Source organism: Halomonas elongata (genome assembly GCF_029081005.1).
GTDB classification, from domain to species: Bacteria; Pseudomonadota; Gammaproteobacteria; order Pseudomonadales; family Halomonadaceae; genus Halomonas; species Halomonas elongata_B.
In genome coordinates this window covers 1-17,606 of sequence record NZ_JAJQTQ010000034.1, presented here as the reverse complement: position 1 = coordinate 17,606, position 17,606 = coordinate 1, and the positions used below count along the sequence as shown (strand labels likewise).

Annotated in this window: 17 protein-coding genes; 3 read left to right on the top strand and 14 right to left on the bottom strand. The window is 65.5% G+C overall.

The window, feature by feature from the left end; translation table 11 throughout:
- Positions 1–160: 160 nt before the first annotated feature.
- From LU493_RS17655 to rpoE, 4 genes are all read right to left on the bottom strand, one after another.
- Complete coding sequence (locus tag LU493_RS17655) at positions 161–1,582, bottom strand: DegQ family serine endoprotease (protein WP_275289122.1); 1,422 nt, start codon at positions 1,580–1,582, stop codon at positions 161–163.
- A 144-nt stretch (positions 1,583–1,726) separates the two neighbouring features.
- Positions 1,727–2,650, bottom strand: coding sequence for a MucB/RseB C-terminal domain-containing protein (locus LU493_RS17650; protein WP_275289135.1), 924 nt, complete (start codon positions 2,648–2,650; stop codon positions 1,727–1,729).
- A gap of 71 nt (positions 2,651–2,721) precedes the next feature.
- Positions 2,722–3,474 carry a sigma-E factor negative regulatory protein gene (locus tag LU493_RS17645; RefSeq protein WP_275289121.1) on the bottom strand — a complete coding sequence of 251 codons (753 nt, stop codon included), beginning with the start codon at positions 3,472–3,474 and terminating at the stop codon, positions 2,722–2,724.
- 191 nt (positions 3,475–3,665) lie between these two features.
- Complete coding sequence (gene rpoE, locus LU493_RS17640; protein WP_275289120.1) at positions 3,666–4,274, bottom strand: RNA polymerase sigma factor RpoE; 609 nt, start codon at positions 4,272–4,274, stop codon at positions 3,666–3,668.
- A 327-nt stretch (positions 4,275–4,601) separates the two neighbouring features.
- On the opposite strand from rpoE, the gene LU493_RS17635 reads away from it, so the two are divergent.
- Positions 4,602–5,681 (top strand): 3-deoxy-7-phosphoheptulonate synthase, encoded by a 1,080-nt coding sequence (locus LU493_RS17635; RefSeq protein ID WP_275289119.1) that lies wholly within the window; start codon positions 4,602–4,604, stop codon positions 5,679–5,681.
- A gap of 204 nt (positions 5,682–5,885) precedes the next feature.
- On the opposite strand, the gene LU493_RS17630 is transcribed toward LU493_RS17635, so the two are convergent.
- From LU493_RS17630 to LU493_RS17620, 3 genes are all read right to left on the bottom strand, one after another.
- Positions 5,886–6,734, bottom strand: coding sequence for a hypothetical protein (locus LU493_RS17630; protein ID WP_275289118.1), 849 nt, complete (start codon positions 6,732–6,734; stop codon positions 5,886–5,888).
- 34 nt (positions 6,735–6,768) lie between these two features.
- On the bottom strand, positions 6,769–8,910 hold the full coding sequence (gene dinG / locus LU493_RS17625) for an ATP-dependent DNA helicase DinG (RefSeq protein ID WP_275289117.1): 2,142 nt from the start codon (positions 8,908–8,910) through the stop codon (positions 6,769–6,771).
- Between the two features lie 282 nt (positions 8,911–9,192).
- Entirely contained in the window at positions 9,193–10,467 is a 1,275-nt protein-coding gene (locus tag LU493_RS17620; RefSeq protein WP_275289116.1) for a DEAD/DEAH box helicase, read from the bottom strand.
- Positions 10,468–10,615: 148 nt separating this feature from the next.
- On the opposite strand from LU493_RS17620, the gene LU493_RS17615 reads away from it, so the two are divergent.
- Positions 10,616–10,852 carry a hypothetical protein gene (locus LU493_RS17615; RefSeq protein ID WP_275289115.1) on the top strand — a complete coding sequence of 79 codons (237 nt, stop codon included), beginning with the start codon at positions 10,616–10,618 and terminating at the stop codon, positions 10,850–10,852.
- A 2-nt stretch (positions 10,853–10,854) separates the two neighbouring features.
- Entirely contained in the window at positions 10,855–11,691 is an 837-nt protein-coding gene (xthA, locus tag LU493_RS17610; RefSeq protein WP_275289114.1) for an exodeoxyribonuclease III, read from the top strand.
- A 186-nt stretch (positions 11,692–11,877) separates the two neighbouring features.
- Here the strand turns inward: xthA and LU493_RS17605 are convergent, their stop codons facing one another.
- The 7 genes from LU493_RS17605 to LU493_RS17575 form a co-directional block, all read right to left on the bottom strand.
- Positions 11,878–13,014 (bottom strand): tetratricopeptide repeat protein, encoded by a 1,137-nt coding sequence (locus LU493_RS17605; RefSeq protein ID WP_275289113.1) that lies wholly within the window; start codon positions 13,012–13,014, stop codon positions 11,878–11,880.
- Positions 13,015–13,018: 4 nt separating this feature from the next.
- Positions 13,019–13,813, bottom strand: coding sequence for an energy transducer TonB (locus LU493_RS17600; RefSeq protein ID WP_275289112.1), 795 nt, complete (start codon positions 13,811–13,813; stop codon positions 13,019–13,021).
- Complete coding sequence (locus LU493_RS17595) at positions 13,813–14,217, bottom strand: ExbD/TolR family protein (protein ID WP_275289111.1); 405 nt, start codon at positions 14,215–14,217, stop codon at positions 13,813–13,815. The genes LU493_RS17600 and LU493_RS17595 overlap by 1 nt, the downstream gene beginning before the upstream one ends.
- Positions 14,210–14,746 carry a MotA/TolQ/ExbB proton channel family protein gene (locus LU493_RS17590; RefSeq protein WP_275289110.1) on the bottom strand — a complete coding sequence of 179 codons (537 nt, stop codon included), beginning with the start codon at positions 14,744–14,746 and terminating at the stop codon, positions 14,210–14,212. Before LU493_RS17590 ends, LU493_RS17595 begins: the two co-directional genes overlap by 8 nt.
- A complete protein-coding gene (locus LU493_RS17585; protein ID WP_275289109.1) occupies positions 14,727–16,115 on the bottom strand; it encodes a MotA/TolQ/ExbB proton channel family protein in 1,389 nt (462 codons plus the stop codon). Before LU493_RS17585 ends, LU493_RS17590 begins: the two co-directional genes overlap by 20 nt.
- Positions 16,112–16,879 (bottom strand): DUF3450 domain-containing protein, encoded by a 768-nt coding sequence (locus LU493_RS17580; protein ID WP_275289108.1) that lies wholly within the window; start codon positions 16,877–16,879, stop codon positions 16,112–16,114. The genes LU493_RS17585 and LU493_RS17580 overlap by 4 nt, the downstream gene beginning before the upstream one ends.
- Before the next feature lie 265 nt (positions 16,880–17,144).
- On the bottom strand, positions 17,145–17,606 hold a 462-nt coding region (locus tag LU493_RS17575), incomplete at its 5' end, for an FAD-binding protein (protein ID WP_275289107.1).

Here is a 17,606-nt window from a genome sequence, read left to right as displayed (position 1 = left end):
ACGCGTGCGGATGCAGCCTGTGTCAATCGTATCGGGCCGACGCGTCGTGTGAGATGGCGGCATTGTAGCGGGATGCGCCGGCTAGATACAGCGACCCGACGGTCGAGGCCGTCGGGTCGCGGGTCACATCGTGCCGTGACGGAGCGGGGAAGTCCCCCTGTTACTCCTGCGCCAGGCGCAACGCCACATAGTAGGAATGACCATTGCGGTACAGACGCACCGGCACCGAGCGCTCCTCGGGCAGCTCGCCGATCAACTCGCTGAGCTGCTCGGGGCTTTCCACCGCATGCTCACCGATGCTGACCAGGATATCGCCGGCACGGATACCCGCATCGGCGGCGACGCCCCTGGGGTCGACATCGACCACACGCACGCCATTGTCGATGGCCTCGTCGTGCTGGCCACTCTCCAGCGGCTGGACCGCGAGCCCCAGGCGTGCCGGCGAAGTATCGCCCTGCCCACTGTCAGTCTTCTGCGCATCCGGCCAGTCGCCGACGGTCACCGTCACGGTCCGGCGCTCGCCATTGCGCATTACTGCGAGGTCGACATCCTCGCCCGGCGATACGCCCCCGACCAGGCGCGGCAGGGTGCTGGAGCGATCCACGGTCTGGCCATTCACCTCGAGGATGACATCGCCGGCTTCCAGGCCATCACGTGCGGCCGGTCCTTCGGGATCGAGGTCGGCGACCAGCGCCCCTTCGGGCTTGTCCATGCCGAAGGAGTCGGCCAGCTCGCGGGACACCGGCTGGATCATCACGCCTAGCCAGCCTCGACTCACCGAGCCATCATTGCGCAGTTGATCCGCCACATCCATCGCTACATCGATCGGAATGGCGAAGGAAAGCCCCATGTAACCACCACTGCGAGTGAAGATCTGCGAGTTGATGCCGATCACTTCGCCATCCAGATTGAACAGCGGCCCACCGGAGTTGCCCGGATTGATCGCCACATCCGTCTGGATGAAGGGCACATAGACATCCCGCGGCAGGGTCCGGTTGATGGCACTGATGATCCCGGAGGTTACCGAGTGGTCCAGACCGAAGGGCGAGCCGATGGCGGCAACCCACTGCCCCACTTTCAGATCCTCGGAGTCTCCCAGGGTCAGCGTCGGCAGGTTGTCGGCATCGACCTTGAGCACGGCGACATCGGTCTTGGTATCGGCACCGACCAGCTCGGCTTCCAGTTCGCGACTGTCGTTGAGACGCACGAGGATCTCATCGGCTCCCTTGACCACATGGGCATTGGTCATGATGTAGCCGTCCTCGCTGATGATGAAACCCGAACCGAGCGAACGACGCTCCTCGCTGCGGCCATGGGCCCCGGGCGGCATCGGCATCTGATCACCGAAACGCTCACCGAAGAAGTGCTTGAAGATGTCCGGCAGTTCCTGCCCACCGAACTGGCCGAACGGCATGTTGCGGGTTTCCACTTCGCGCGAGGTGGAAATGTTGACCACCGCCGGAGCAGCGTCTTCCACCAGACCGGTGAAGTCCGGCAACTCCTGCGCCATGGCGGACTGACCGGCGAAAACCGCCAGCGTCAGGAACATCCACAGGGCTAGGTGTCGCGTCATGCGTGTCATGAAAGACTCCTGTGACAGGATTGGATGGGATGAGGGGTTCGCATTCTTCTAAACCACAGTGAGGCGAAAAGGTTCAGCGAGCCGCAAGATGCCTTCCGGCAAACACGAACTCACGGCCCGCCGGCATCAGCCATGCCTGCGAGTTCACGGGGGAGAGGCGCTATCCCGGGAAGAAGCGGCGGTGTTCTGCCCTCCACGCCACTCGACGGATTCGGCCACCCGCTGCAGCACCGATGGCGGCAGCTCGCCCATGACCACGACCTGACGCGGACGCCCACCGAGCTCACCGTGCCGAACGGCCGCATGGGAGACCCCCAGGCGGTGCACGCCGGGCTTGAGAAGCTCTTGCCCTGACACGGACTCGACGAACAGGCTGAGGGTGGCAAGCCCATCGCCATAGATCCGTTGCTCGACCTCGCCACGCGAGCCGTCGGACGCCGCGATGGTCTGCGGCTCGAAGCCGTCGGGCAGCCAACCGGGGCGCCAGGGACGCTCGGACGGGGTATCGTTTCGGGACAACCGCTCGATCTCGCCCTGATACAGCCGGGGATCGCGCAATTCGGTGATCTGGAAGGTTTCGACGGCACGGCCACGCTCGTCGAGCAGCACCTGCTTGAGCGGCAGCGCCGTGGACGAATCCAGCCACAGGCGACGCCCGTAACGCTGATCGTCCAGCGGCTCGATCTCGAGACGGACAGCACGCCGACTGGCGATGCGTGACTCGCCGGCCAGGCGCAGACGATAGAAGTCCTCGAGATGCCGTTCGCTGGCGTCAGGATGGATCCCTTCACCGCCGAGACGACCGATCCCGCCGCGCCGCTCATGGACCGCCGGGGGACCATCCAGGAAGCGGGCCACCTCGCGCTCGACACCATCCGTGACGTCATGGGACAACGCCAGCGTCCGGACGCCATCGACGCCGATGCGTACGGCACGCGCCTGGAAGATGTAACAATGACTGGCCCAGCGACTGCGCCCGAACCAGGAATCGGCCGACGTCGGCGTTTCCTGCTCGGCAAGTGCGGTACAGTCGAGAGGATCCGCCGACGTCGCCTCTTCCCGGGCCATCGCCGGCAAGGCGATACATCCGGCCAGCAGGACACTGGCAGCGCAGCCCGACCGTTTCCGCCAACGCCACATCAGCGCTGCCCCAGCGGCTCGCTTCCGGTGGAACGCAGCAACGGCATCCAGACATCACCACCGCTGACGGCGGTACCCTCGGCATGCCGATCCAGGTAGGACTGCAACAAGCGGGCCTGTTGCTGATCCATGCGCACCGACTGACGCTGACTCGGCGACATCATCATCGGATAGGCATCGGCTCCCACCGTCATCAGTCCGCGGTTACCGCTCGACGACGACTGGAACATCGGCAGTTCGGCCAACGAGGGGCCCTGACTCGCTCGCATCGCCCCACTGTTACCGGCGGCAGATGCAGCCGAGGTAGCGGCGACGGTCGATGCCGCGGCGCCGCCAGACACGGAGGCACTACCGGAAGCCGGAGCATCCGCAGTGGAAGCCAGCGGCGCCGCGTCGTCACCATCGAGCGGCGAGGCACCGTTGTAAAACTGCACCCCGGTGATGACCATCAGCGACACCGCCGCCGCGACACCGGCACTACGCGCCAGCGGCAAGGAGCGTCGCCCCTGGGTCGCCGACTCGGCGACCGGCAGCGGCTCGTCCTGCAGTCGCGCCATCACGCCCACCGAGAGATCGGTGCTCGTATCGATGTCGTTCTCTCGACGCAGCATGCTTCGCATCAGGTGGTAGCGGCGCCAGGTGTCCGCCGCATCGGGTTCATCGTCAAGCGATTTCAATACACGTCGCAACTCGAGCTCATCGCCCTCGTTGTCCATCAGTGCAGAAAGCGATTCCCGTGCGTTCTGACTCATTTCTTCACACCCTCACACTCATCAAGGCTGGCCCGCCTTGCATCCATTGGAAGCCCGGTAGTCCGGCATCAAGACTGTCATGCCGGTCGCGCCAGGGAGCCACTGCCCCACCGCAAGCAGGCCGGTCACCGCATATGACGTCACAACGGCGCGACAGTTCAGCCAATCGACAAAAACCATGCAAATTCGCCTCATTCGGTCATCGTCTCCTGGTTGCGCGACGTGGTGACCAGCGGCTGGATATGCTGATCCACGGCCTCCCGAGCGCGGAAGATCCGTGAACGCACCGTTCCCACCGGGCACTCCATGATATTGGCGATATCCTCATAGGAGAGCCCATCGAGCTCGCGCAGCGTGATCGCCGTGCGGAGATCCTCCGGCAGCCCTTCAATCGCCTCGAACACGGCCGCCTGGAGCTGGTCACGAGCGATCGAGGCTTCCGGCGTCTCGATATCGGCCAGCCGGCCACTGTGATCGACGATTTCGGCATCCACGATGTCCATGTCGCTGCCCGGCGGACGCCGCCCCTTGGACACCAGGTGATTCTTGGCGGTATTGATGGCAATCCGATACATCCAGGTGTAGAACGCGCTCTCGGCACGAAACTTGCCCAGCGCCCGATAGGCCTTGATGAAGGCCTCCTGCGCCACGTCCTGGACCTCGGCGTGATCGTGCACGTAACGACCGATCAATCCGATGATCTTGTGCTGATATTTCTTGACCAGCAGGTCGAAGGCCCGGGTATCCCCCTTCTGGGCACGTTCGACGAGTTGCTGGTCGGTCTCCCGAGTCGTCCCCATTCAAGGCCTCCCCGGGATGGGAGAATGGCGAAACGCCGGATGGCGGCGTCGCAATGAAACGGGTATCGCTTGCATAAATGTCAACCTGAAGCCCTGGCCGCTGGGTACCATGTCATAGTGCGCCCGTGAAAGAAGTGCTCAAGTGTTCCTGTTTCTCGAGCATCCATCAAGCCGGCGGCTCCGGACCGCCCTGCCGCCGCTCTGACAATCATCCCGCGACACGGTTCCCAGATGATTGAATTTGCACGACTCGCGGGCGATAGTAGGCTCCATTCAACAGGAAAAGCATCGTTTCCCCATCAGCGCTGACACGACACAGGTAGCAACATGTCCGAACAACAGGTCAACAACCTCAACGTCCTCGGCGAGGACGTGCTCATCACCCCCGTGGAACTCAAGCGGGACGTTCCCCTGAGCGAGCAGGCGGAACGCACGGTGATCGAGGGGCGAGAGACCATTCAGAACATTCTGGAAGGCCGTGACCCGCGGCTGCTGATGGTCGTCGGCCCCTGCTCGATCCACGATGTGGATGCCGCCATGGACTATGCCCGCCGCCTGCGCAAGCTGGCCGATGATGTGCAGGATAGCCTGTATATCGTGATGCGTGTCTACTTCGAGAAGCCCCGCACCACGGTGGGCTGGAAGGGCCTGATCAACGACCCGCACCTCAATGGTTCCTTCGAAATCGAGCAAGGCCTGCACACCGCTCGCAAGCTGCTGGTAGAGCTCGCCGAACTGGGCCTTCCGCTGGCGACCGAAGCCCTGGATCCGATCTCGCCCCAATATCTTCAGGACTGCATCAGCTGGTCGGCCATCGGCGCCCGGACCACCGAGTCCCAGACCCACCGCGAAATGGCCTCCGGCCTCTCCTGCCCGGTGGGCTTCAAGAACGGCACCGATGGCAGCCTCGACGTGGCCGTCAACGCGCTGCAGTCGGTGGCCCATCCCCACAATTTCCTCGGCATCGACCAGGCCGGCAAGGTCGCGATCATCCGCACCCGCGGCAACCGTCACGGACATGTCGTGCTCCGGGGCGGCAACGGCAAGCCCAATTATGACAGCGTCAGCGTGGCACTCGCCGAGCAGGAACTGCACAAGGCCGGCGTCACGCCCAACATCATGATCGATTGTTCCCACGCCAACTCCAACAAGGATCCCGGCCTGCAGCCGCTGGTGCTGGAGAACGTCACCAACCAGTTGCTCGAGGGCAACCGCTCCATCATCGGCCTGATGGTCGAATCCAATATCGGCTGGGGCAACCAGAAGATTCCCGATGATATCGGTCAGCTTGCCTACGGGGTCTCCATCACCGATGCCTGCATCGACTGGGAAACCACCGAGAAGGCCTTCAAGGAGATGAACGACAAGCTGGCGGCCACCCTGGCCTCGCGCCACGACGACGACTGAGACCTCTCGATTCGCTCGCCCCGGAATGCACGACGGGGCGAGCGAATGCCGCCATCGCGCTCAGAGGGTGTTTACAAAACAGGCGAACGAAGGCAAGACAAGGCGAAATTGAGTGAAAAAGCGCAGTTTACGATGGGTAAATGAGCATTTTGAGGTCAATTTCAACGCCGTATTGCCGAGTGTAGGCATTTTGTAGACACCCTCTCAGCCCCGTATCAACTCACGCACCCAGGGCTGTGCCTCGGGGTATTGCCCGGTATCCAGCACGAACTCCTGCCCCCGCGCCACGGCGCGCAACGCGGTTCGACCTCCTCGGCGACACCAGCGTTCGGGATCACCGTGATAACTCAACGGCTCGCGCCCCGCATCGGGATACCACCAGGCCGGCAGCTCCCAGTCGGACACCCGGGCCGCACTCACCGCCGTCAGCCGACGCCCGGCGCCATAGTGCGAAAAGACCCCGGCACCGGGCAGCCCCTCGTCCTCGCCCACCACACGCAGATGACGACGCGCGATGTACAGGACGTTCCCGGCGTCCCCGATCCGTTGGCAGTGCGGATGATAACCGGCCCATGAATACGCCGGCGGCAGTGCCTTTTCCAGCGACAGCGCCTCCGCCACCTGCATCCAGCCCCAGAGTACGTGACAGGGAGCGGCGTCTCTGACCCAGCGCCAGCGCCCCTCGGCTCGCTCAACGCGACGGAAGAGCCCGAAGAAGAGGAACAGATCCCCCGGCCCGACCCCCTGATTGCGCAAGTGACCGAGCGCTTGCCCCATCTGCCCGAACACGGGACGCCAGCCGGGCTTTCTCGGCAGACTCTGCCGCATCAGATCGGGATCCAGGTGCGCCCCGGCCCCTGCCGCGATCCGCCCCTGCGTGAGATCGGAAACGAGCGGCCCCAGGGGCTCCCCTGCATGGGAGATGGCGTCGTAGGAAATCCTGGAATGTGCATCCGGAATGGGCAGGACAACCAGTCGACCATCGGGCAGTATCGGGCTCGGCACGCCACCGGCGGAGGAATCGAAGCCCTTGCGGCTCAGGATCAGCTTCATGCGACCTCCCGTCCCATTCGAGCGAATCGGTCTCTCAGTCCTGCACCATGCCATCGATCTCCCGGGTGAAGGGCGGCAGTGCATCGAGCAGGGCTCGACCGTAGCGGCGAGTGAGGACCCGCCTGTCGAGCAGGGTGATCCGGCCGGCATCGGTCTCCTTGCGGATCAGCCGACCACAGGCCTGCACCAGCTTGATGGACGCATCCGGCACGCTGATGCGCATGAAGGGATTGCCGCCCTGGCTCTCGATCCACTCGGCCAGGGTCGCGCCCACCGGATCATCGGGTACGGCGAAGGGAAGGCGGGTGATGACCACATGGGTCAGGTACTCGCCCGGCAGATCGATGCCCTCGGCGAAACTCGCCAGACCGAACAGGATACTGCCTTCGCCCTTGTCGACTCGCTCGCGATGGCGCTCCACCAGCTCGCGCTTGGGCAGGCGATCCTGGGCCAGCACTCTGTCGCGACGTCCTGGGCTGAGGGCTCGTTCCACACCACGCAACTGGGCCCGGGAAGAAAACAGCATCAACACGGCTTCTTTCTCGCCAAGCGCCTCAACGAACTCGACGATGGCACGTTCGTGCCCTTCCCGGTCGGCGGGATCCACGGCCTCCCGGGGCACGCTGAGTACCGCACGGGAATAGTCGAAGGGACTCGGAAGCCGCTGATAGCGGTAACGATTGGCCAGGCCGGCACGTTCCTGCAAGCGCTCGAAACGCCCCAGCGCCGTCAGGGTCGCGGAGGTGACCACGGCCCCATGACAACGCCCCCAGAGGGACTTGGCCAGGGTGTGCGCGGCGGAAACCGGGCTGGCCGAGAAGGTCAGCTCCGGCTCGCCACCGAAACGCTCCAGCGTCAGCCAGCGCGCCCGGGGCGGTTCGTCCGCGGGATCCGGTTCGGCAAAGGCGAGCCACAAGGCATGCGCTTCCAGGGCGCGGCCATGCAGCAGTGCCACCAGCGGTAACCAGGGTTCGGCCTGTTCCCGGGGCAGCCCGGTGGACTTCTCGGGGTCCAGGCTCTCGCGCAGGATATCGCTCATGGACTCCAGCGTGCGCGAGAGCTCGGCGAAGATCGTCACCAGGGCCCCGGACGCCTCGCGCAGGGCATCGGGGACACGGCCCATCTCGAGCCGGTGCTGGGCCCCCTCCTCGGCCTCGCCGAGCCCTTCCGGTCGGCCGGCCAGTTGGTGGCCCAGGGAGAAGACCTCGCCCAGGTGCGGCTCGAGCGCCTCGATGGCCTGGGGCAGGCCGGACAACAAGCGCGCAAGCGTCGGCTGGACGCCAAGCTGCTGGTTCAACTCGGTGAGCGATTTCTTGAGGGTCCGCAACCAGCGCAACCCGCCGCCCACGGCGAAACGATGGGTAAAGTGGTTGAGCGCCTTGTCCGGCAGGTGGTGGCCCTCATCGAAGACGTAGAGGCAATCAGCAGGGTCCGGCAGCACCACGCCGCCCCCCAGGGCGAGATCGGCCAGCACCAGGTCATGGTTGGCAACGATGACATCGGCACTGTCCAGGTCTCGGCGCGCGCGGAAGAAGGCACAGGCGCCGAAGTGCCCGCAGCGCCGATTGGTGCACTGGCGATGATCGACGGTGAGCTTGCGCCAATGGGCGTCGTCGATGGCCTCCGGCCAGCTGTCGCGATCCCCCTGCCAACGGCCATTGCCATAGGCCTCGCCGAGGGACTGCACCAGTTTCTGGAACTCATCGCCGCCGCTGTCCAGTGACTGCTCGAAGAGCGACAGGGTCGGATTGTCCTCGCCACCGTCCATGGCCTGGTCGAGCCGCGCCACGCAGACATAGCGCCCGCGCCCCTTGGCGAGGGCGTAGTCGAAGGCCAGACCGCTGTGCGCCTTGAGCGAAGGCAGGTCCTGATGCAGCACCTGCTCCTGAAGCGCCACGGTCGCGGTGGCCACCACCAGCCGCTTGCCCCTGGCCTTGGCCACCGGCAAGGCGGCCAGCAGGTAGGCCAGGGTCTTGCCGGTACCGGTCCCCGCCTCGAGCACACAGACATGCTCATCGCTGGTGCGCCGCCCGGCATCATCGGTCTCGATGCCGGCCAGAGTGCGGGCGATCTCGGCAATCATCAGCCGCTGGCCGTAACGCGGCGTGAGTTCGAGGCCCTCAAGCACGCGGCGATAGGCGGTCTGAATCTCGTCCTTCAGGACCTCGTCAAGCATATTCACCCAAGCCCAAGCTGGAAGCTGGAAGCTGGAAGCGGTAAGAAAACCCGATCTCACCGACCGTGCAGAGCACGAACTGAGCTTGCATCGAAGCCGTCAGTATCCGCAGCAAAGTCGTCAGCTTACAGGGCGCTACCTGCTGTAACGTCAAACGCCCAGTCAGCACAGACATTCGCCTTGTCCGGCCGTCACTCGAGGTATTTTTCGACATCGTGGCTGACAATGTTTCCTATGACTTCCAGCTTCCAGGTGCGTAGCGCCGCTCTTCAAGCTTATAGCTCATAAAAGTCCTTCCGGCGGGTGCTCGCAGGGCAGCTTGTCATTGATGAAGCGTTCGATCTCCGGCAGCGAGAAGGCGTCCTCTTCCCCCACGAAGCTGATCGACACACCCTTGGCGCCGGCCCGGCCGGTACGGCCGATACGATGAACATAGTCCTCCGGGTCCTCGGGCAGGGTGTAGTTGATCACATGGCTGACATCCTCGATATGAATGCCACGGCCGGCCACATCGGTGGCCACCAGCACCTGGATCTCGCCCTCGCGGAATTGCTCGAGGGTGCGGATGCGCTGGTTCTGGGGCACATCGCCGGACAGCATGGCGACATTGATGTCCGCCTTGCGCAGCAGGCCGTCGAGCTTGCGTACCAGGTCGCGTCGATTGCCGAACACCATCACCCGATCGAAGCTTTCCTGCTGCAACAGCTTGACCAGCAGGCGCTCCTTGTCGTCGTCACTGACCAGATAGACGCGCTGATCGATGTCGGCGGCGTTGTCGACGGTCACCTCGATATCCACATGGGCCGGCTCATGGGTCCACTGCCCGGCCAGGTTGAGGATGTCGTCGGTGAAGGTCGCCGAGAACAGGAAGGTCTGACGCTCTTCCGTCTTCGGCGTGTGGCGAATGATGCGCTTGACGTCAGGAATGAAGCCCATCGACAGCATGCGATCCGCCTCGTCGAGCACCAGCGTCTCGACCTGGGTGAGATCGACGTCGCGCTTCTGATGGAAATCCAGCAGCCGACCGGGCGTGGCGACCAGAAGGTCCAGCTTCTTGCCCAGGCCGTCGCGTTGCTTCTGATAATCCATGCCGCCGACGACGCTGGCGATATTGAGATTGGTGAAGCGTGCCAGGGCCTTGGCATCCTTCTCGATCTGCAACGCCAGTTCACGGGTCGGCGCGATGATCAGTGCGCGGGGGGCGCCGGGCTTCTGACCATCGGGCGCCTCTTCCTCCAGGAAGTAGGCCAGGATGGAGATCAGGAAGGCGGCCGTCTTGCCGGTTCCTGTCTGTGCCTTGCCCACCACATCGCCGCCCAGCAGGGTGTGGGTCAATGCCTCGGCCTGGATCGGCGTGCAGTACTCGAACCCCTGCGCATGGATGGCCCGCATCAACGGCAGCGGCAGATCGAAGTCGTGAAAGCGCCACTTGCCCGCTACCGCGGGCACCTGGAACTGGCGAAGATCCCAGTTCGACTGGCGGCGGCGCGGCTTGCGGCGGCGACGCTTGGGCTTGCGGTTCTGGGCCGGTGCTGTGGTCTGTTCCGACTCGCTCATAGGCTGTGCTGTCTCGTCCGTGTTGTGGATGGATGCGTGACACAAACGGCCATTGTACCAGTTCTCGCGCCTCGAGGGCGCGTCCATCGCTGTCGACGGTACGCCCGGGCCTGCTAGAATGGCGGCATTCTCCAAGGAGCCATGCGTCATGACACGCCGAAAGAAGACCCGCTCGCTGTCCGACAAGGTGACGATCCGCACCGGACGACGCAAGGACTACAAGCAGTGGCGTCACGACAACCCCGATCAGATCGGTCCGTCACGGCGTTTCAGCCAGAAGAAACGCCAGCAACGCAAGCTGCAGGCGGCCCGCAAGCAGGCCCGCCAGGAAACCGGCCAGCCGATCGACATCCATCCCGACAACTCTCACGACAAGGACGACTGACGATGCGCCTGGTGTCATTCAATATCAACGGTATTCGGGCCCGCCTGCACCAGCTCGAGGCCCTGATCGAGCGTCACCGTCCGGCGGTGATCGGTCTTCAGGAGACCAAGGTCCAGGATAGCGAGTTCCCGGTCGACGCCGTGGAGGCACTGGGCTATCGCGTCTATTACCATGGCCAGAAGGGACACTATGGCGTGGCCCTGATGTGCTGCCGCGAGCAGTGCCCGGAAGAGCCCGAGCTCGTCCAGTACGGTTTCCCCGATGACGAGGAAGACGCCCAGCGCCGCATGATCGGCGTGCGCCTGCGCGGCGCCGACGGCGAGCCGTTGACGATCTGGAACGGGTATTTCCCCCAGGGCGAGAACATCGAGCATCCGGTGAAGTTTCCCCACAAGCGACGCTTCTATGGCCAGCTCGCCTCGTTGCTGAATGAGCATCACCGTGCGGACGAGCGCCTGGCGATCATGGGCGATTTCAATATCTCGCCCGCGGATATCGATATCGGCATCGGCGAATCCAACCGCAAGCGCTGGCTGCGCGAAGGCAAGACCAGCTTCCAGCCGGAGGAACGCGAGTGGCTGGACGCCATCAAGGCCTGGGGGCTTGCAGACAGCTACCGGCACCGCTACCCCGAGATCGACGACCGCTTCAGCTGGTTCGATTATCGCTCGAAGGGCTTCGACCGCGACCCCAAGCGTGGCCTGCGGATCGACTATATCCTGACCACCGCCCCCCTGGTGACGCACATCACCGATGCCGGGATCGACTACGACCTGCGCGGGATGGAGAAGCCGTCGGATCACGCCCCCGTGTGGACCGAGCTCGACCTGAACGATTAACCCGGCAAGCATTCAGGTCGGGTTAATCGCGGCACAGGGACGTGCCGCCGCCGGCCGACAGCCCGGCGCGAGCCTACACCACGCCAGCAGATTCACCTGTCTGCGCCAGCGTGAGGTGGGCGACAATCAAAGAGATCATCCTGAACGCTTTGATTGCCAGGTTAATAGCCGAGAGAGCGGAGACGCTCACCCCTCAGCCTCCGCTCTGCCGCTGCCCGACGCATCGCGTGACGCCGTTTCCTCGGGCAGCGCCGCCAACCAGTCGCTCGCCTCGGTGGCGCCCTTCTGCTCCGCGCGACGCAATGCCTCCCGAGCCAGGTCCAGGCGGTTCCAGTCGGCAGCCAGTTGACCCAGTCGCAACCAATCCTCGGCGGTCTCACTGCGCTTGGCGACCTCTTGCCAGGCGGTCAGTGCCTGGTCGCGGTCACGGGCCGCCTGCCAGGCCTCGGCCAGCAGGCGGCGATGCTCCAGCGAATCGTCCAGGCTGCCCGCCTCCAATGCATGATCCAGGATCTCCGCCGCCCGGGCCGGCGTGCCCGCCGCCAGATGCAGTCGAATCCGCTGCATCAGATCATCCGCACCGCTCAGCACACCACGCCGCCAGGCCGTTTCCCACAGTGCCGCGGCCCGGCCCGGATCGTCCATGCGCTGCGCCAGCCCCGCCGCACGACGCCAGGTTTCCGGGTTCTCATCGTCCCCCGCCAGTTGTCTCTCCAGCACCGCCAGGGCCGCTTGTTGCCGGCCGGCTCGCTGCAAGGCCGTGGCTGCCAGCCCCAGGCGCTGCCGCGACGGTGACACATCGCCTTCCAGGGCGCGCTGGGCCCAATCGGCGGCCTGTTCCCATCGCGAGGCCTGGGCCTGCAACTGCGCCATCAACCAGCGCGCGTCGGCATCGCCACCATGACGCTGGAACCAGCTACCCAAGAGTTCCCTGGCCCGGCCGGGCTCGCCGAGGCGGGCTCGCAGCCCGGCCTCCTGCCTCAACCAGCGATCCGCTTGCGCCTGCTCGACACCATCGATACCTCGCGCGGTAGCCAGATGCTCGGCGGCCGACCGCAGGTTATCGCGACGCACCTCGGCGTTGGCGGCGAGTTGCAGGTACAACGCACGTGCCCAGCGGTCCGCGGCATTGCCTCCCGCGAGCCGCTCGGCCTGCCGAGTGGCCCGGTGCTCGACATCGGCGGCATCGCCCTCGGCGAGACGCGCCTCGAGCCCCTGGAGATCATCGATGATCCCGCCGGGCAGCGTCGGCGCAGCCCAGGCCGGCGATGCGGACAACCAGGCGCCGGCGATCAGGATGCAGGCATAGGGGGCATGGCGCATGCGACTACCTCAACTTGAACTCGAAACGCTGACGGGCCCGCCGACGCTGCTCGGCCGGCTGAAATTGCCAATCGATGATCGATCGCCTGGCGGCACGCTCGAACACCCTGGGCGGATTCGACTCCAGCACTTCGACACTGCCCGGATCCACGCTGCCATCGGGTCGGATGATGAACTGCACCACGACATGCCCCTCGATCCCGCGACGCTGCGCACGCGACGGATACGTCGGCTGGCCCCGTCGCGTCGCCTGGGCCGATGTTCCCACATCCACGGGTTCCTGCGAGGCCGCGGAGGCCGCCTCATTGGCCGATTCGCCGGACGCCGATGCGGCCTGTGAGACCGATTCAGGGGTCGGCTCCGGCGAGGGCTCCGAAGCCGGCTCGGGCTGCGGGGTCGGTTCCGGCTCGGGTTCCGGCTGTGGCTCGGGTTCCGGTTCCGGCTGTGGCTCGGGCGGCGTTTCCTGGAGCTCCGGCAACGACTCGTCCATCGGCACATCGGGGACGTCCAACGGTTCCAGCTCGGGCTCCGGCAGGGCAATTTCGCTGCTGACACTGGGTGAAGGCGCCGGCTGAGGAGGCGGTGTCGCCGCCTGTGCCGGTGGTGGTGGCGCACTGGCCGTGGGCGCAGGGCTGGGCTCGGTCTCTAGCTCGGCCGGTGCCTCGGCCATGCTCATGGTCATGGTCTCCAGGCGGCGCTCGGGCTCGGCCTCCGGGGGCACCACCAGCAACGCCAACAGCATGAAGAGCACCAGCGCCAGCGCCGAACCGGCGACCAGGGCGAAGGGATGGCGCAGCATCAGGCCCCGCTCCGTTGCGCCGCCACCGCGACCTGCTCGACGTCGGCCTCGCGCAGCCGATCCATGACCTCGATCAGCACGCCGGTGGTAGCGTCACGATCGGCCTGGATCACCACCGATCCCTCGTCGCTGACCATGCCGGCCACCCTGGGACCGACCCGATGGATATCCACGGGTTCACCATCGACCCAGACGGCCCCCTCGGGGGTGATCGCCACCAGGACCTGGGCATCGGGGCGCGGCGAGGCCGCACTCGATTCGGGGCGCTCGATCTCGACACCGCTCTCCTTGATGAAGCTGGTGGTGACAATGAAGAAGATCAGCATGATGAACACCACGTCCAGCATCGGCGTCAGATTGACCTCGCTGGACTCGTCACCGGTGCCGAGTCGACGTCTACGCATGTGCGTCCTCCGCGGCGCGGGCAAGGCGATCATGCAACCGCTGGTCCTCGCGCCGGATGATATGTTCCAGGCGGGTGATGAAGAGCAGGCCCACCACCGACACCGCCATCCCGCTCAGGGTCGGCAGGGTGGCTCGGGCCACGCCGTCGGCCATGGCGCGCGCCTGGTTGACTTCACTGACCGACAGGCTGTCGAAGACCGTGATCATGCCGGTCACGGTGCCGAGCAGGCCCAGCAATGGGCAGATGACCACCAGCAACTTGAGCCAGGGCAAGGGACCACGCAGCGAGGCGATCAACTCGCGCACCCAGACCTCGCGCAGGGTCAGTGCACTCCAGCTGACACGGTCGTGCCGCGCCACCCAGTGATCCACCAGGTCTCGGCGCGCCGGGCGATAGTGGAAGCGAAAGAACCACCAGCGCTCGAGCGCCACCGAGAACAGCAGCATGGCCACCCCGGCGATGACCACCAGGACCGGGCCTCCGGCATCGACCAGCCGGACGAGAGGATCAAGCCAGGGCATCGGCATGGCGCTTCGTCGCCGCGGTTGCCGAGGCGGCGGCCTGGTCGGCCTCCAGCCGATCCGCCAGCACCGCGCTGGCGCGTCCTTCCATGATGCCGATCAGCGAGCGGCTACGGCTGGTGAGCGCGGTATGGGCGAACAACAGGGGCACGGCGGTGATCAGGCCCAGTACCGTGGTCACCAGAGCCTGGCTGATGCCGCCGGCCATCAGTTGGGGATCCCCGGTGCCGAACACGGTGATCGACTGGAAGGTCACGATCATGCCGGTCACGGTGCCCAATAACCCGAGCAACGGCGCCACCGCAGCCAGCATCTTGACCAGCGACTGGCCACGCTCGAGGCGCGGCTGCTCGGCCAGCATGGCCTCGTCGAGGCGCGCCTCCAGCGCTTCGGGGGCATGCCCGGCGCCGAGGGCATGGAAACGCGACAGCACCCGCCCCAGCGGGTTGTCCTCGCGCAGCCGCTCCAGATCGCCGAGCTGACGCTTGAGCGTGACTGTGACACGCAACAGGTAGAGGTACTGGCACAACGCCACCAGCAGGCCGAGCACACCGAGCACCACCACCACATAGCCCACGGCGCCGCCCTGCTGGAAGCGTTCCAGCAATGTCGGCTGCTGGGCCATGGCCTCGAGCACCTGGCCGTCGGTAGGGTCCAGGGAGATCGTATCGCCCTGCCCCGCCTGGAAGGCGCTCAGGCGTTCACTGACCGAACCGGGCGTGTGCTCGAGCACCGACAGATCGCCCTCGTCGCCGTTGCGCTGCAACAACTGGCCCTCGCTGAAGGCCAGCAGACCGCCGACCCGTGTTACCGGCCGTTCGCTGCGTTGCCCATCCTGTCCAGCCACGGGTGCGGTCAGGTTGATGACCCGCGCGGTCTCGCGCGTCATCCCCATCAGACTGTCCGCCAGCGTCTCGACCTGGCGAGGGCGCAACACCCCTTCGTCGTCCAGGCGCGGCGGCAACGATGCTTCGGCGCCCAGCGTCAGCCAGCTCTGCCCCAGGTCATCGCGCAGCTCGCCACTGGCGCTCGCCACTTCGTCGAACACCGGCCCGAGATCGCCACCCTGCTCCTCGATCTGGCCGGCCAGTTCCTGGAGCTCGGCTCGTTGCGACTGCTGTCGCGCTTCCAGCTCCTGGCGCCTTTCGCGAGCCGTCGCAAGCGAGGCACGGGCTTCCTCGAGGGCACTCTCGAGCGCCTGCCGATCATCCACCAGTTCGGCGAGGCGGGCTCGGTCGCGCGCCTCGGCCGCTTCGCGTTCGGCCTGGAATGTCTGTAGCGCCTCCTCGCTGGACTGTGCCAGGGCAGCGCCCGACGGCAAGACGGCGAGCATGGCGACGGCCAGGGTACGGATCATCGAATGACGACCGATCATGAGGCATCCTCCACCGGCTGGGAGACGGGCAGGTCCAGCATCGCCGGAGCGCGCTGTTCGCGCACGATGCGCAGTCCCTTGCGGATTTCCGCCAGGGCCGATTCATCGAGGGATTGCCACTCGCCGGCCTCGGCCTTCCAGACACCGCCCTGATGGCCATCGGGGGTCAGATAATACCAACCGACCCGCCCGAGGCGCAGGAAGTCCACTTCCCGAGGCGTGTCACCCGACAGCTCGCCACGCCAGGCATCCAGTTCACGACCGTAATCGAGCTCGGCACGCCATGCCGCCAGAACGCGTTCCAGCTTCTCGGCACTGCTTAGATCCGCCGCCGAGAGCGTGGATTCGAGTGACGACACCCGGGCCAGACGCTCGTCACGCAGAAACGGCATGTCACGCTCGACCCAGGACCGCAGTCGTTCGACCATCTCGCGCAGCAGCCCGGGCAGAGCCTCACGGGTCTCGGCCAGCGTCTCGAACCCGGACCGGCGCTCGTCGAGGGTATCGGCCTGACGCTCGACGATCGGCGTCAGTTCCTCGTTGTAGGTCTGCAGGCGACGAGTCTCTTCCCGCGCCTGGCGCAGCTCACGCAGTTGCTCGCGGACCGCCTCGTCGGCATCGTCGATGCGATCCTGCAACTCGGCCTGGGTGCGCTGGGCGTCGAGCGCCTCGTCGCGAAGCGACGACTGGGCCGACGCCGAGGCCGCCAGGGTCAGGGCGAGCCCCGCTATCCCCCAGCGAATCCATGGTTGTCTATACTGCACGCTCGTCTCCCGGAAGGTGCGCTGAACGCCTGGTACGCTACCTCAAACAAGAATTATTATCAATATCCACGCCATGTCGGCGATACCGAAAAAAAACCGGCCTCCCCGATGGGAAGGCCGGCCTATGAGGCTTGCGGTGGCAATGGCCATCGCGCGCGTGGCATTTCCTTACAGCTTCTTCTCGAGCTCGGTCGCGGCCTCGAACAGGTCGGCGACGAGTCCACCGATCATCGAGAGCGCGACCTGGAAGATCACGATCTTCCGCTTACAACTTGCTTTCCAGTTCGGGCACAGCCTCGAAGAGATCGGCAACCAATCCATAGTCCGCGACCTGGAAGATCGGCGCCTCCTCGTCCTTGTTGATCGCCACGATCACCCGGGAGTCCTTCATCCCCGCCAGGTGCTGGATGGCGCCCGAGATGCCCACCGCGATGTACAGCTCCGGGGCGACGATCTTGCCGGTCTGACCGACCTGCATGTCGTTGGGCACGAAGCCGGCGTCCACCGCGGCCCGCGAGGCGCCGATGGCCGCGCCGAGCTTGTCGGCGACGCCGTCGAGCAGCGTGAAGTTCTCGCCGTTGCCCATGCCACGCCCGCCGGAGATGACCACCTTGGCGGCCCCCAGCTCGGGACGGTCGCTCTGCGCCAGCTGTTCGCCGACGAAGGAGGACAGGGCGTTGTCGACCACGGTGTCGACGGCTTCGACGCCGGCATCCGCTCCCTCACC

What these genes read in the sequence shown, in the direction of transcription:
- LU493_RS17655 (WP_275289122.1), bottom strand. Translation starts at nt 1,582, where the DNA reads ATGACACGCATGACGCGACACCTAGCCCTGTGGATGTTCCTGACGCTG.
- LU493_RS17650 (WP_275289135.1), bottom strand. Translation starts at nt 2,650, where the DNA reads ATGGCCCGGGAAGAGGCGACGTCGGCGGATCCTCTCGACTGTACCGCA.
- LU493_RS17645 (WP_275289121.1), bottom strand. Translation starts at nt 3,474, where the DNA reads ATGAGTCAGAACGCACGGGAATCGCTTTCTGCACTGATGGACAACGAG.
- rpoE (WP_275289120.1), bottom strand. Translation starts at nt 4,274, where the DNA reads ATGGGGACGACTCGGGAGACCGACCAGCAACTCGTCGAACGTGCCCAG.
- LU493_RS17635 (WP_275289119.1), top strand. Translation starts at nt 4,602, where the DNA reads ATGTCCGAACAACAGGTCAACAACCTCAACGTCCTCGGCGAGGACGTG.
- LU493_RS17630 (WP_275289118.1), bottom strand. Translation starts at nt 6,734, where the DNA reads ATGAAGCTGATCCTGAGCCGCAAGGGCTTCGATTCCTCCGCCGGTGGC.
- dinG (WP_275289117.1), bottom strand. Translation starts at nt 8,910, where the DNA reads ATGCTTGACGAGGTCCTGAAGGACGAGATTCAGACCGCCTATCGCCGC.
- LU493_RS17620 (WP_275289116.1), bottom strand. Translation starts at nt 10,467, where the DNA reads ATGAGCGAGTCGGAACAGACCACAGCACCGGCCCAGAACCGCAAGCCC.
- LU493_RS17615 (WP_275289115.1), top strand. Translation starts at nt 10,616, where the DNA reads ATGACACGCCGAAAGAAGACCCGCTCGCTGTCCGACAAGGTGACGATC.
- xthA (WP_275289114.1), top strand. Translation starts at nt 10,855, where the DNA reads ATGCGCCTGGTGTCATTCAATATCAACGGTATTCGGGCCCGCCTGCAC.
- LU493_RS17605 (WP_275289113.1), bottom strand. Translation starts at nt 13,014, where the DNA reads ATGCGCCATGCCCCCTATGCCTGCATCCTGATCGCCGGCGCCTGGTTG.
- LU493_RS17600 (WP_275289112.1), bottom strand. Translation starts at nt 13,813, where the DNA reads ATGCTGCGCCATCCCTTCGCCCTGGTCGCCGGTTCGGCGCTGGCGCTG.
- LU493_RS17595 (WP_275289111.1), bottom strand. Translation starts at nt 14,217, where the DNA reads ATGCGTAGACGTCGACTCGGCACCGGTGACGAGTCCAGCGAGGTCAAT.
- LU493_RS17590 (WP_275289110.1), bottom strand. Translation starts at nt 14,746, where the DNA reads ATGCCGATGCCCTGGCTTGATCCTCTCGTCCGGCTGGTCGATGCCGGA.
- LU493_RS17585 (WP_275289109.1), bottom strand. Translation starts at nt 16,115, where the DNA reads ATGATCGGTCGTCATTCGATGATCCGTACCCTGGCCGTCGCCATGCTC.